Below are 13,756 nucleotides of genomic sequence, written 5' to 3'. Positions count from 1 at the left end.
GGGGTTGATTGTCGGCCGGATCCGGTGCGGGTGTCCAGGCGCCCCTGGGTTTCCGATAACCATGTGACCAGGCAGGACGCCGATTGTTACGGTCTGCGGACATCCCCCCTACCCAGGAGCCTCTTTGCACGCGAAGCCGTACGAACACGAGCTGGTGGTCCGCCCGTTGAGCGGGCCGGACGAGCTCGCCCTCTTCCGCACACTGCCGTACACACTCGACCACGAGCTGGCCGACGACCTGGCGCGTGGTCTGCGCCGTCCCGAGTGGATGTGGGTGGCGCTGCGCGGCGACCGCGTACTGGCGCGGGCCGCCTGGTGGGCCCCCGCGCCCGGCGCCGCCCCGTACACGCTCGACTTCTTCGACCTGGACGACACGCTGCCCGAACCGGAGCGCGTCGATACCGGGGTGCGGCTGCTGGAGACGGCGATGGCGCGGCTCTTCCCGGCCGGCGCTGAGCGCCCCGAGTACGGCCGGTTCATCCCGCCGGACTGGCGCACGGATCCGGTCGCCCACGAGGTGGTCGGGGCCCGGATGCGGGCTGTGGAGCGGACCGGGGCGCGGCTGCTGGTCGAGCGGCTGCGGCTGGAGTGGACCCCGGGAGCGGCGGCGGCCCCGGCGCCGGACGGCCGGCTGGTCTTCCGGCCGGTGCGCGACCGGGAGGATCTCGTCTCGCTGATGGCCCTGGTCGCCGAGGGCTCGCTCGACGCCCACACCCGGGCATCGGTGGCGACCGGGCTGAGTCCGCGCGAGGTGTCCGAGCGGCAGTACGACGAGGAGCTGACGGGCTACCGGAGCCCGGCCGGCTGGTGGCGGGTCGCCGAGCTGCCGGGCGGGGAGCCGGTCGGCTTCGTGATTCCCGCACGCAACAACTACCACGCGATCATCGCGTACATCGGCGTGCTGCCCGCCCACCGGGGACACGGGTACATCGACGGGATCCTCGCCGAGGGCACGAGGATTCTCACCGGTGAGGGTGTGGAGCGGATCCGTGCGTCGACGGATGTCGGCAACGTCCCGATGGCGCGGGCCTTCGAGCGGGCGGGTTACGCGAACTTCGAACGGGCCGTCAACATGGTGTGGGACTGAAGCCGGCGGCCTCGCCGAGCCAGTCCAGCCGGCGCTGCTGCTCCGGCGGGATGGTGGCGTCCTCACCGCGCGGACCGACGTTGAGCAGCAGATTTCCGCCGTCGGACCGGACCGTCGCGAGCAGCGCGGCGAGCGCCTCGCGGCCGATGAAGGAGTTCTCGCCCGAGTTCCGGTTGTAGCCGAAGCTGTGGTCGACGCCGCGGGTGATCTCGAAGGGGTCGGGGCCGGTGTAGCGGGAGTACTCCGGTGTCCTGAAGTCGTAGTACGGGGGCTTCTTGGGGACGAAGCCCTCGTCGCTGGCGACCGTGCGGCGGTCCCAGCTGTTGTACGCGGCCCGCAGACCGGGCAGCCGCAGCGTGCGCCACAGCGGGGTGTACGGGTAGAGCCGGTCGTTGACGACACCGTGCGGGACGGTGAAGCGGTAGTACTCGACCAGGCGCCGGATTCCGGCGCGCCCCGCGGGCCAGGCGATGTCGTTCCAGAGGATGTCCGGGTGGTAGCGCCTGATCAGCTCCCGCAGCTGGGCGTCCGCGTACGCCGGGTAGGCGCCGCGCGGGACGGCGGCCACCGTGTCGGCCGCGGTCGCGATGGGGCGCGGCTGGAACGTCCAGTCGAGGCCGCCCGAGTAGTAGACGCCGAACCGCAGCCCCTCGGCCCTGACCGCGTCGGCGAACTCGCCGACGACGTCGCGCGGGGTGTGCCAGCCGGGCTGGTGCGGGTTGCGGACCCCGGAGGGCCAGAGGCAGTAGCCGTCGTGGTGCTTGGTGACGAGGACCGCGTAACGGGCCCCGGCCGCGCGGAAGCGGCGTGCCCAGTCCGCCGGGTCCCAGCCGCTCAGCGCGTCCGCGAAGTCGCCGCCGAACGCCGTGTACGGGCGGGTGCCGTACGTCTCCCGGTGGTGGGCGGAGACCGGGCTGCCGGGGAAGCGGAGGGAGTTCTCGTACCACTCCCCGTACGAGGTCCAGCCGAGGTGCGCGCGCCCCGCCGGGTCGTACGACGGTGCCCACCCCGGCACGGACGCGGGGGTCCAGTGCACGAAGATCCCCAGTTGAGCCTGTTGCCACCACGGAGCGACCATGGCTGAAGTACTGGTCATTGCGACTGGTGTCCGTCCGTGCATCCGGCCTGCGAACCGCGGATGACCTCCGCGTACCACCGGTAGGAGTCCTTCGGGGTGCGGCGCATCGACTCGTAGTCCACGTGCACCAGGCCGAACCGCTGTGCGTTCCCCTCGATCCACTCGAAGTTGTCGGTGAGCGACCAGGTGAAGTAGCCGCGGACGTCGACCCCCTCGGCCATGGCGGCGTGCAGGGCGCGCAGATGGCCGTCGAGGAAGTCGATCCTGCGGGCGTCGTGCACTCCGTCGTAGCTGCAGCCGTTCTCGGTGATGTAGAGCGGCGGCAGCCGGTCGCCGTAGCGGCTCTCCAGCTGGATCAGCATGGAGCGCAGTCCGTCGGGGACCACCGGCCAGCCGAAGTCGGTGCGGTCGTATCCCTCGATCTCCCTGATACCGAAAGGCAGTTCGGGCGGTATGCCGAACCCGGCGAAGGTGTCGAGGGCCTGCGGGGCGGGTGCGCCGACGAGGGTGGGGTTGTAGTAGTTGACCCCGTACCAGTCGAGCGGGGCCGAGATGGTCTCCAGGTCCTCGGCGACCGGTCCCGGCATCAGGGCCGCGAAGTTCTCGTCCGGGTAGGCGCCGGTGAGCAGCGGGTCGGCGAAGAGCCAGTTGGAGAGCGTGTCGTAGAGCCCGGCCCCGAAGCGGTCCTCCTCGCTCTCGCCCGCCGTCCAGACCGGGGTGTGCGAGACGGCGATGCCGATGTGGGACGCTCCCGCCGCGCGCAGCGCCCCGACGGCGAGACCGTGTGCGAGCAGCTGGTGGTGGGCGGCGGGCAGCGCGTCGAAGAGCAGTTTCTTACCGGGGGCGTGCTCGCCCAGCGCGTAGCCGAGGAGCGTCACCTCGGCCGGTTCGTTGATGGTGATCCACATCGGGACCCGGTCGGCGAGGCGCTCGGCGACGACGGCCGCGTACTCGGCGAAGCGGTGGGCGGTGTCGCGGTTGAGCCAGCCGCCGTTCTGTTCGAGGGCGAGCGGGGTGTCCCAGTGGTAGAGCGTCGGCGCGGGTCTGATGCCCCGGGAGCACAGCTCGTCGACGAGCCGGTCGTAGAAGTCGAGCCCCGCCGGGTTGAGCGGTCCCGAGCCGTCCGGCACGACGCGCGGCCAGCTGACCGAGAAGCGGAAGGCCCCGGCGCCGAGCCCGGCGAGCAGCTCCACGTCCTCGCGGTAGCGGTCGTAGAAGCCGGTGCCGCGTGAGCCGTCGGTGCCGTCCTTGACCCGGCCGGGCCGGGCCGCGAAGACGTCCCAGCCGGACGGGCCCTTGCCGTCGGCGCCCGCCGCTCCCTCGGTCTGGAAGGCGGATGCTGACGCGCCCCACAGGAAACCGGGCGGGAAGGCGGGCAGTGGCGGAATCCTCATGGATCGCGACCCTAATGGCCCGAGTGCGCTCGCTCCAGCCCCTGATCTTGTCAAGATGAGAGCCTGCCGGCCGATGGCGGTCCCGACCACACCCCGTCCCGGCCGGACGACCGTCCCGACGACACGACCGTTCCGACGACACGACCGTTCCGACGACACGACCTAGGGGATGCAGTGCTGTTCGACGTGTGGGCACCGGAGAAGCGCGAAGTCACGCTGGAGCTGGCCGGGCGGGAGCTGGCCATGGAGCGTGATCCGCTGCGGGAGGGCTGGTGGGCCGTCACCGCGGAGGCGTCGGAGGGCGATCACTACGGCTTCCGGCTCGACGGCGGGCCGGTGCTGCCCGACCCGCGCTCGCGCCGGCAGCCCGCGGGACCCGACAGTCTGAGCGCCGTCGTCGTCCACGACGCGTTCCCGTGGCGCCAGGAGTGGCCGGGCCGTGCGCTGCCGGGCGCCGTCCTCTACGAGTTGCACATCGGCACGTACACCCCGGAGGGCACCTTCGACGCGGCGGCCGCCCGGCTGGACCATCTGGCCGCGCTGGGCGTCACCCATGTCGAGCTGATGCCGGTCTGTCCCTTCCCGGGCCGGCACGGCTGGGGGTACGAGGGGGTCTCGCTGTGGGCGGTGCACGAACCGTACGGCGGCCCGGACGGGCTGAAGCGCTTCGTCGACGCGGCCCATGAGCGGGGGCTCGGGGTCGTACTGGACGTGGTCCACAACCACTTCGGCCCCTCCGGCAACCATCTGCCCTCCTACGGCCCGTACTTCACCGACACCCACCAGACCCCCTGGGGGTCGGCCGTGAACCTGGACGCGCCCGGATCCGACGAGGTCAGGGCGTATCTGCTGGGGAGCGCGCTGGCCTGGCTGCGCGACTACCGGATCGACGGGCTACGGCTCGACGCGGTGCACGCGCTCGTGGACGGGCGGGCCCTGACCTTCCTGGAGGAGCTGTCGGCGGCCACCGACGCACTCTCGGCCGGTCTCGGGCGGCCGCTCTTCCTGATCGCCGAGTCCGACCTCTGCGACCCGCGGACGACGACCCCGCGCGGGGCGGGCGGTCTCGGTGTGCACGCCCAGTGGAACGACGACTTCCACCACGCCCTGCACACCGCGCTGACCGGCGAGTCCCAGGGGTACTACGCGGATTTCGCCGCTGAGCCGCTGGCCGCCCTGGCCAAGACCCTCACCCGGGTCTTCTTCCACGACGGTACGTACTCGACGTTCCGCGGCCGGACCCACGGCCGCCCCGTGCACCGCGTGTCGACGCCCGCGCAGCGCTTCGTCGGGTTCGCGCAGACCCATGACCAGATCGGGAACCGGGCGCTCGGCGACCGGCTTTCGGCGAGTCTGTCGCCCGGTCTGCTGGCGTGCGCGGCGACCCTGGTGCTCACCGCGCCCTCGGTGCCGATGCTGTTCATGGGCGAGGAGTGGGGGGCGGGCACCCCGTGGCAGTTCTTCACCGACCACACCGATCCGGATCTGGCGGAGGCCGTACGGAACGGCAGGCGGCGGGAGTTCGCCGAGCACGGCTGGGCCGAGGGGGACATCCCCGACCCGCAATCACCCACCACCCGGGAGCGGTCCTGTCTCGACTGGGGCGAGCTGGACGGCGGCCACCACTCGCGGCTGCTCGCCTGGTACCGCGAGCTGATCGCGCTCCGCCGCACCTGCCCCGATCTGCTGGACCCGGACCTGGCCGCGGTGAAGGTGGCGTACGACGAGGACGCGCGCTGGCTGGCGCTCCGCCGGGGCGACCTGCGAATCGCGGTCAACCTCGGCGCCGGGACGGCACGGATCCCGCTGAACGGGCGCGGCAGCCGGATCCTGGCCTGCTGGGAGCCGGTCCGTACGCCGGGCGGGGACGGGCTGTTGCTGCTGCCGCCGGAGTCGTGTGTCGTACTGACGGATGTGTGAGGGCCTGACACCTGGCGGATGTGTGAGGGTGCGACGGACGTGTGACGGCCCCCGGCGGGCTCGGTGCCGGGGCGGGGCGGTGGGGCCCGCCGGGGGTGGTGGAGTGCGCCGGGTGGCGCCCGCCGGGGGGGGTGGCTACTCGACGACCGCCAGCTCACGCCGGGTGGTGTTGAGCCGCCGGCCGCCGTCCTCGGTGACCGTGACGATGTCCTCGATCCGGACGCCGAAGCGGCCGGGGAGGTAGATGCCCGGCTCGACCGAGAAGCACATCCCGGGCACCAGCGGCTGCTCCTCGCCCTCGATCATGTACGGGGGCTCGTGGGTGGTCACACCGATGCCGTGGCCGGTGCGGTGGATGAACCGCTCGCCGTACCCGGCCTGGGTGATGACCGCGCGCGCCGCCCGGTCGATCTCCTGGCAGGCAACGCCGGGGCGCACCGCACGGCAGCCCGCGTCCTGCGCCTCGCGGACGATGTCGTGCACCCGCTGCTCCTCGGCGCCCGGGGCGCCGACATGGACGGTGCGGGAGGTGTCGGAGCCGTATCCGTCCTTGAGCCCGCCGAAGTCCAGGACGACCATGTCGCCGGTCCCGATGACGCGTTCGCCCGCCTCGTGGTGCGGGTTGGCGCCGTTGGGGCCGGAGCCGACGACCGTGAAGTCCACCTGCTCGTGCCCGAACCGCCGCAGCAGCGCGGCCAGATCGGCGGCGACCTCGGTCTCGCTGCGGCCGGAGAAGCGGACCTTGAGGATCTCCTTGTAGGCCGCGTCGGCGGCGGCGCCCGCGGCTTCGATGCGGGCCAGTTCGGCCGCGTCCTTCACGGCGCGCAGCATCGGCAGGGCCTCCGTCAGCGACCGGTACGAGCTGTCGGGCAGGGCGCGCTGCAGCCCGAGCAGATGCATCGCCCAGCCGTTGTCACTGACCGCGAACCGGCCGTCCGGCCTGAGGAGTCCGGCGGTGAGGCCGTACGGATCCTTCCCGTCCGTCCAGTCCAGCAGGGTGAGCGCGGGGGCACCGACGGCGCGCTCGGCATCACCGGCCTCCAGTGCCGGTACGACGAGGACCGGGTCCCGGTCCTCCGTGATGACCAGGAGGGTCATCCGCTCGGTGGCGGCGGTGGGCCGGTATCCGGTGAGGTGGACGAGGTCGGGGCCGGGCGCGACGAGTACTCCGGCGAGCCCCGCGTCCGCCGCGCTCCGGGCGGTACGGGCCATACGGGCGCGGTAGTCGTCGGCGGTGAACGGTACGGGTTCGGTGGACATGGCCCCCATCCTGCCGGGCGACGGCCCGGGACGCGACGCCCGGGGAGGTGGCGGTCCTCAACGCGACGCCGGCGGAAGTGACGGTCCGGGCGCGGCGTTCAGGGGTACGGCGCGGTCGGGCCTGCCCAGGACCGGGTGCTCAGAGGTACGGGAGCGTCAGGCCGGCCCGGGACGCGCCGCTCAGCGGTACGGGGCGGTCGGGCCTGCCCGGGAAATGGTGCTCACGGGTACGGCACGATCAGGTCGGCCCTGGTCCTGGTCCGCTCGATCAGCCGGGCGTTGGCCTCGTCGGACCGGTGCACCCAGCGCTCGGCCTCCGCGCGGCTCCTGCCGTACCGGACATGACGCTCGATGAGCCTGCGGACGCGTGCCGCGTCCGCGGGGTTTCCCGGGCGCTCCGCGGAGTGCGGGCGGTCCGGGCCGTCGGGGCCCCCGGGTCCGTCGGGCAGCTCCGGGCCGACGTACCACGCCTCGTCGAGCAGCGCCCTCGCGCGCGGCCAGTGCAGCAGATAGTTCCCCTCGGTGATCACGAGCGGGACCCCGGGTACGACCGCCACGGCCCCCGCGACGGGTTCCTCCAGCGCGCGGTCGAAGGCGGGCGCGTACACGGTGTCGCCGCCGGGCGCACGGAGCCGGGCGAGCAGGGCCACGTACCCGGCCTCGTCGAAGGTGTCCGGGGCGCCCTTGCGGTCGGCCAGGCCGAGGCGGCGCAGTTCGGCCCCGGCCAGGTGGAAGCCGTCCATCGGGACCACCACGGCGAGCGGGCCGAGCGCCTCCGCGAGGTGCGCGGCGAGGGTGGACTTCCCCGCGCCCGGCGGGCCCGCGATGCCGAGAACCCGCCGGTGCCCGGTCCCGGCGAGCAGCCGGGCACGGTCGATGAGGTGCTGCTCCGTCATGGCGGTCATTGTGCCCAGGCGGTCCACCGGGCGCGAGTGGTACGTATAACCAGCCTCCGGTTAGCCTCTCCGCCATGGCACACATCGCACTGATCACCCTGGTCGTCCACGACTACGACGAGGCCATCGGCTTCTACACCGGCGCGCTCGGCTTCGTCCTCTCCGAGGACACCGACCGCGGCGACGGCAGCCGCTGGGTGGTGGTCACACCGCCCGGCGGACAGCCCGGCACCGGTCTGCTGCTGGCCCGCGCCAAGGACGAGGCACAGCGCGCGAGCGTCGGCGCCCAGACGGGCGGCCGGGTCGGTTTCTTCCTGCACACCGAGGACTTCGTACGCGATCACGCCCGGATGCGGGCGGCGGGCGTCCGCTTCCTGGAGGAGCCGCGCCAGGAGCCGTACGGTGCGGTCGCCGTCTTCGAGGACCTCTACGGGAACCGCTGGGACCTCCTGCAACCGGCGTGAGAGTCATGTCGGACATGGCTGTTACGTTTCCCGTATGACGGTTTACGGACGTGCCATCGCCCTCCTCGGGGACCGGCCGGAGCTGGCTGAAGTGGCGGCCCGCCCCTTCGGTTTCGACGTGGCGGGGGCCGCGTACGGCGGGTCGGTCCGGCTGGCGTCGGGAGCGCCGCTGGCGGCGGTGGCCGGGGATGGCAGGGGTGGCACGTTCTTCGTGTGCGGCGCGGGCCCCGTGCTGTACGCATCGGCCGGTGGCCCGGCCGGGCTCGTCGCCGGGAGCGCGGACGAGGCGCTGGAGCTGGCGATCGGTCTGCCCGGATGGCACGGCCTGCTGGAGCTGTCCCCCGCGGAAGCCGGTGCGCGGCTCTCCGCCGCGGCGGCCTCGCCCGGCGGTGCGGTACGGGGGCCGCTGCCCGGTCTCGACGCCCGGCGGTCCGCGCTGCGCGAGGCCCTGGGGCTCCCCGACCGCTCCCCCGCCGAACTGTTCGCCCGGCTGCACACGGCCCTGCTCCGTACCGAACCGGACCATGTGCTGCTCGAAGCGGCGGGCGGCCGGGCCCGTGCGCGGCTCGGTCCGCATCCGCGCCCGCCGCTGCGCGAGACGGTGCTGCGCCCCGGTCTGGAGGATCTGGCGCGACTGCGGGAGGAGACGGTCCGGTGGGCCGAGGTGGCGGGCGACGGGGCGCGGCGCGCCACGGTGCTGCGTGCGGCGCAGTTCGACCGGCAGGACCGCGATCTTCCCCTGCTGCGGCGTCTGTTGGCGGCCGAGACCGCCGACGCGGGTGATACGGAGACGGGCGAGGAACTGCGTCTCGCCGCGGTGCTGGTGGCCCTGCACGGCAGCGCCGATGACCTGCCCCTGCTGCGGGCGGCCCGCGCCGCGCAGCGGACCGGGCGCCGGGGGCTGCCGGAGATACCCGAGCGTTCCGGGGAGCTGGCGGAGTGGGCGCGCGGGCTCGGCGGTCCGGGGCCGGGCGACGATCCCGCACGGGAGCCGGAGCTGACGTGGATACGGCTGGCCGGAAAGCAGGGCCGCACCGAGCACGCCCGGGTGGCGCTGCTGCGCATCCTGGACGCGGCCGAAGAAGCCGGCACCGGGGAACGGGCGGATCTGCTGCGGGTGCTGAGCGTCGAACTGGAGACGCTCGGCGACCTGAGCCAGGCGGCGCGCGCCCAGACCGGGTACGCGGCCCGGGTGACCGGGGTGCGTGACCGGGCGTTGGCGAGCCGCAGGCTCGCCGGGCTCCAGCGGCGCACCGGGGACCTGCCCGCGGCCTGGCGGACCCTGCGGCCGGTCCCGGAGCTCCTCGACGCGGACGGCGCGGGGCAGCGGTGGCGGCAGCTGGGCCTGGGCCGGATGGTCGCCGCCGAGCACTTCGAACTCGCTCTCGCGGCCGCCGGAGCCGGACTCGCGTCCATCGCCCGGGAGTCGCTGGCCGTCGCCGGGGAACTGCACACCGGAATGGGCAGATCCGCCCAGCGCAGCCTCGGCATGCTCGCCCAGGAGACGAAGTGGGCCGTGGCCCGGCTCAGGTAGGCCGAGAAGTCCTGCTGTCCGACCGGGTGGCGGGCGCCAGGCCGCAGGCGGTGGGCACACCCCGCGCCCTGTCACCTGCCACCCGCCCCGCCGCCCGCTGTCCGCCCCCGCCGGCTGCGCCAGAACGTAACCATGGCGCCCCCGGGCCGCGGGGGCGGGCCCGTCAGGCGGCGGAACCGACCAGCTTGACCAGGCCGGTGACGGCGTCCGCCATCGCCTGCCGCCCGGCCTTGAGGTACTTCCGCGAGTCGACCGCCTCGGGCTGGGCGGTCAGCACCTCGCGGATCGCTGTGGTCATGGCGATGTTCAGCGCCGTACCGATATTGACCTTGGCGATACCGCCTGCGACGGCCGCCGCCAGTTCGGCGTCCGGCACCCCCGATGAGCCGTGCAGGACCAGCGGCACTCCGACGGCGTCCCGCAGCCGCCCGAGCAGTTCGTGGTCGAGGACCGCGGTGCGCGAGGTCATCGCGTGCGAGCTGCCGATCGCGACAGCGAGCGCGTCCACGCCGGAATCGGCCACGAAGGCGGCGGCCTCGTCCGGGCGGGTCCGCGCCCCCGGAGCGTGCGCGTCCAGCGGCGCCGCCCCGTCCTTGCCGCCGACCTCGCCCAGCTCGGCCTCGATCCACAGCCCGCGGGCATGTGCCCAGTCGGCCGCGTCCCGGGTCGCGGCGAGGTTCTCCGCGTACGGCTGATGCGCGGCGTCGTACATCACCGAGCTGAACCCGGCGTCGGCGGCCTGCCGCAGCAGGGCGTCGCTCTTCACATGGTCGAGGTGGAGCGCGACCGGTACGGACGCGGCCCCGGCCAGTGCGGCGGCGGCGCGGGCGAGCGGAAGCACCTGGCCCTGCCGGTACTTCACCGCGTTCTCGCTGATCTGGAGGATGACCGGGGCCCCGGCGGCCTCGGCCCCCGAGATCACGGCCTCCGCGTGCTCCAGCGTGATGATGTTGAACGCGGCCACCGCGCCGCGCCGCGCGGCGGCGTCGGCGACCAGCGCGCCACTCTCGGCAAGGGGCATCGCTCAGCCCTCGGCAAGGATGACGGAGCGGGTGAGGTGGCGCGGCGAGTCCGGGTCGAGGCCGCGCGCGGCCGCGATGGCGACGGCCAGGCGCTGCGCCCGTACCAGCTCGGCGAGCGGGTCGAGGCCGCCGGCCACCCACATCCCGCCGGTGGCCCGGACCTGCTCCTCCAGGCCCTCCGGGGTCTCGCCGAACATCCAGGTGGCGGTGCCCTCTGTGGTGATGCTGATGGGGCCGTGGCGGTACTCCATGGCCGGGTAAGCCTCGGTCCAGGAGAGCGAGGCCTCCCGCATCTTCAGCGCCGCCTCCTGGGCCAGGCCGTTGCTCCAGCCCCGGCCGAGGAAGGTGAACTGCGAGCAGTCGACCAGACCTTCGGGCAGCGGCTCGGCGAGCGCGGTCCGCGCGTCGGCCACCACGGAGTCCGTGTGCAGACCGAGGTGGGCGCGGAGCAGGGTGAGCGCGGTGGTGGCGAACCGGGTCTGGACGACGGACTGCTCGTCGGCGAAGTCGAGGACGACGATGTCGTCCGCGGCCTCCATGACCGGGGTCTTCGGGTCACCCGTGATGGCGGTGGTGCGGGCCTTTCCGCGTACCCTGGCGAGGAGTTCGAGCACCTCGGTCGTGGTGCCCGAGCGGCTGAGTGCGATCACCCGGTCGTAGCTGCGGCTGAAGGGGAACTCGGAGGCCGCGAACGCGTCGGTCTCGCCCTGCCCGGCTCCCTCCCGCAGCGCGGCCACGGCCTGCGCCATGAACCACGAGGTGCCGCAGCCGACGATCGCGACGCGCTCCCCGGCGGCCGGCAGCGCCGCCTTCTGGCTCCCGGCCAGCTCCGCGGCGCGCTCCCAGCACTCGGGCTGACTGGCCAGCTCGTTCTGGACATGGCTCATGCTGATCCACCCCTCAAGGTAATGATTGTTTCTGCAAGATACTTCGTTGTTTCAATCACAATCAAGCAAGTAACGGTTTCTGGGTTAAGGTCACAGCGTTCCACCGAAGAGGAGAGTGCGAGAGATGTCCCAGTCCCGCGACGCGCGTTGGAAGGCACTCCTGGAACTGCTCGTCGAGCAGGGCCGCCTCGATGTCGAAGCGGCGGCCCTCGCGCTCGACGTCTCGGCCGCCACCATCAGGCGTGATTTCGACCAGCTCGCCCAGCAGCAGATGCTGGTGCGCACCCGCGGCGGCGCCGTCGTCCACGGTGTCAGCTACGAACTCCCGCTCCGCTACAAGACGGCCCGGCGCGCCTCCGAGAAGCAGCGCATCGCGCAGGCCGTCGCCGAGCTGATCACCGCGGGCGAGGCGGTCGGCCTGACCGGCGGCACCACCACGACCGAGGTGGCCCGCGCGCTCGCCGTCCGGCCCGACCTGGCGTCCGGCACCCCGGCGCTCACGGTCGTGACCAACGCGCTGAACATCGCCAACGAGCTTGCGATCAGGCCCCAGTTCAAGATCGTGGTGACCGGCGGAGTGGCCCGCCCCCAGTCGTACGAGCTGACGGGCCCGCTCGCCGACGGGGTACTCGGCCAGATCACCATGGACACCGCCGTGCTGGGGGTGAACGGCTTCGACGCCGTTCACGGCGCCGCCGCCCACCACGAGGACGAGGCGGGCATCAACCGGCTGCTGTGCGAGCGCGCCGAGCGGGTGGTCGTCGCGGCCGACTCCAGCAAGCTCGGCACCCGCGCCTTCGCCAGGATCTGCACCACCGACCAGGTCGACACCCTGGTCACGGACACCGGCATCGGCGAGGAGATGACAGGTCTCTTCACCGATGCCGGTGTCGAGGTCATCGCGGTGTGATCCCCGTGACCCCGTCCCGCTGCTGGCCCGACTCGAAGTAGGCGATCAGCTCCGGGTCCAGCGGCGGCACGTCGTACGGTGTGCCGCCGGAGCGCACCGACTGCGTGGCCATCACTCCGGCGGCCACACTCATCCGGGCGGCGACCGGTGAAGTGTCGGTCACCCCGCCGTCCCTGACGAAGCGGCAGAACTCGCCGATGATCCGCTCGTCCGAACCGCCATGGGAGCCCTTCGACTCCGGCACCCGGTAGACCGCGTCGGCGTCCGCCCGGTAGCCGGTCGGCCCGGTGTTCCAGACCTTGACCTCGTCGCCCGGCCGGTCGCCGAAGTTCTCCAGCCGGCCCTCGGTCCCGATGACCGTGTAGTTGCGGAAGTAGTCCGGGGTGAAGTGGCACTGCTGGTACGCGGCGATCACGCCGTTGTCCAGCCGCATGTTCATGACGGACACATCCTCGACGTCCACCACGTGGTGGAGGTCCTTGCGGGTGGCCGGCGGCCAGTCGAACTCCCGCAGCCAGCCGTCGGGCCGGGGGGTGCCCGGCTCGCGGCGCGGCAGGTCCCCGTACATCATCAGGTCGCCCATGGCGTTGACCCGCGAGGTGTAGCCGTTCGCCAGCCAGTGCACCACGTCGATGTCGTGCGCGGCCTTCTGGAGCAGCAGCCCGGTGGTGCGGGTGCGGTCGGCGTGCCAGTCCTTGAAGTAGTAGTCGCCGCCGTACGAGACGAAGTGCCGTACCCACACGGTCTTCGGCTCGCCGATGTCGCCGCGCGCGATGATGTCGCGCATCAGCCGCACCACACCCATGTGCCGCATGTTGTGGCCGACGTACAGCCGGGTGCCGGTCTCGTAGGCGGTGCGCAGGATGGTGTCGCACTGCTCGACGGTGATGCCGAGCGGCTTCTCCACGTAGACCGGGATGCCCGCGCGCAGGATGTCGCAGGCGACGGCTTCGTGGGTGTCGTCGGGGGTGGCCACGACGACGGCGTCCACGGTGTCGCCGTCGAGCAGCTTGCGGTAGTCGTCCACCGCGGTGGCCCCGGCGAACCGGTCCGCCACGGTGGCCCGCACCGCGGCATCGGTGTCGGCGACGGCGGCCACGACGGACCCGGCGCCGGGACGGTGGGCGGCATCGGCCAGATTGGCCCGCAGCCCGAGGCCGACCACGCCGATACGGAGGTCTTGCATGGTGCTCCTTGAACTCAGTTGTGCGGATGCGGTGGTGGTACGGCCCGTCGCCTGCTGGTCAGCTCAGCGGAATCTGGTGGTCCGGCCTGCCAAGATGCCCTGATCCTGCACCGCCCTC

The 13,756-nt window shown here is 72.9% G+C and carries 12 protein-coding genes; 5 read left to right on the top strand and 7 right to left on the bottom strand.

What is annotated here, in order from left to right:
- The first annotated feature begins 124 nt into the window (after positions 1-124).
- A complete protein-coding gene (locus tag ACFXBC_RS00765; RefSeq protein WP_385016837.1) occupies positions 125-1,087 on the top strand; it encodes a GNAT family N-acetyltransferase in 963 nt (320 codons plus the stop codon).
- On the opposite strand, the gene ACFXBC_RS00760 is transcribed toward ACFXBC_RS00765, so the two are convergent.
- Both ACFXBC_RS00760 and ACFXBC_RS00755 read right to left on the bottom strand, forming a co-directional pair.
- Positions 1,068-2,183, bottom strand: coding sequence for an alpha-L-fucosidase (locus ACFXBC_RS00760; RefSeq protein WP_385016835.1), 1,116 nt, complete (start codon positions 2,181-2,183; stop codon positions 1,068-1,070). The genes ACFXBC_RS00765 and ACFXBC_RS00760 overlap by 20 nt on opposite strands.
- Entirely contained in the window at positions 2,180-3,559 is a 1,380-nt protein-coding gene (locus ACFXBC_RS00755) for a GH1 family beta-glucosidase (RefSeq protein WP_385016832.1), read from the bottom strand. Before ACFXBC_RS00755 ends, ACFXBC_RS00760 begins: the two co-directional genes overlap by 4 nt.
- Before the next feature lie 174 nt (positions 3,560-3,733).
- Between ACFXBC_RS00755 and treZ the strand changes: the two genes are divergently transcribed.
- Positions 3,734-5,479, top strand: a complete 1,746-nt coding sequence (gene treZ / locus ACFXBC_RS00750; protein ID WP_385016829.1) for a malto-oligosyltrehalose trehalohydrolase — start codon at positions 3,734-3,736, stop codon at positions 5,477-5,479.
- Positions 5,480-5,614: 135 nt separating this feature from the next.
- Here the strand turns inward: treZ and ACFXBC_RS00745 are convergent, their stop codons facing one another.
- Both ACFXBC_RS00745 and ACFXBC_RS00740 read right to left on the bottom strand, forming a co-directional pair.
- Positions 5,615-6,739: a M24 family metallopeptidase gene (locus tag ACFXBC_RS00745; protein ID WP_385016826.1), complete on the bottom strand. Its 1,125-nt coding sequence runs from the start codon at positions 6,737-6,739 to the stop codon at positions 5,615-5,617.
- 221 nt (positions 6,740-6,960) lie between these two features.
- Complete coding sequence (locus ACFXBC_RS00740) at positions 6,961-7,635, bottom strand: nucleoside/nucleotide kinase family protein (protein WP_385016823.1); 675 nt, start codon at positions 7,633-7,635, stop codon at positions 6,961-6,963.
- Positions 7,636-7,709: 74 nt separating this feature from the next.
- Between ACFXBC_RS00740 and ACFXBC_RS00735 the strand changes: the two genes are divergently transcribed.
- A complete protein-coding gene (locus ACFXBC_RS00735) occupies positions 7,710-8,099 on the top strand; it encodes a VOC family protein (RefSeq protein WP_385016820.1) in 390 nt (129 codons plus the stop codon).
- A 34-nt stretch (positions 8,100-8,133) separates the two neighbouring features.
- The gene (locus ACFXBC_RS00730; protein ID WP_385016817.1) at positions 8,134-9,633 is read left to right on the top strand and encodes a hypothetical protein; all 1,500 of its coding nucleotides are present in this window, start codon (positions 8,134-8,136) and stop codon (positions 9,631-9,633) included.
- A gap of 163 nt (positions 9,634-9,796) precedes the next feature.
- Here ACFXBC_RS00730 and ACFXBC_RS00725 read toward each other — a convergent pair whose 3' ends face one another.
- Positions 9,797-10,654 carry a ketose-bisphosphate aldolase gene (locus ACFXBC_RS00725; protein WP_385016814.1) on the bottom strand — a complete coding sequence of 286 codons (858 nt, stop codon included), beginning with the start codon at positions 10,652-10,654 and terminating at the stop codon, positions 9,797-9,799.
- Between the two features lie 3 nt (positions 10,655-10,657).
- Positions 10,658-11,542 carry an SIS domain-containing protein gene (locus tag ACFXBC_RS00720; protein WP_385016812.1) on the bottom strand — a complete coding sequence of 295 codons (885 nt, stop codon included), beginning with the start codon at positions 11,540-11,542 and terminating at the stop codon, positions 10,658-10,660.
- A gap of 124 nt (positions 11,543-11,666) precedes the next feature.
- Between ACFXBC_RS00720 and ACFXBC_RS00715 the strand changes: the two genes are divergently transcribed.
- Complete coding sequence (locus ACFXBC_RS00715) at positions 11,667-12,452, top strand: DeoR/GlpR family DNA-binding transcription regulator (RefSeq protein ID WP_385016809.1); 786 nt, start codon at positions 11,667-11,669, stop codon at positions 12,450-12,452.
- Here ACFXBC_RS00715 and ACFXBC_RS00710 read toward each other — a convergent pair.
- Entirely contained in the window at positions 12,439-13,638 is a 1,200-nt protein-coding gene (locus ACFXBC_RS00710; RefSeq protein ID WP_385016806.1) for a Gfo/Idh/MocA family protein, read from the bottom strand. The genes ACFXBC_RS00715 and ACFXBC_RS00710 overlap by 14 nt on opposite strands.
- Positions 13,639-13,756 lie beyond the last annotated feature (118 nt).

The sequence above is a fragment of the Streptomyces sp. NPDC059398 genome (assembly GCF_042751845.1).
Classification (GTDB): domain Bacteria; phylum Actinomycetota; class Actinomycetes; order Streptomycetales; family Streptomycetaceae; genus Streptomyces.
The sequence above is the reverse complement of the archived record's forward strand: the minus strand, read 5'-3'. Positions and strand labels throughout refer to the sequence as shown.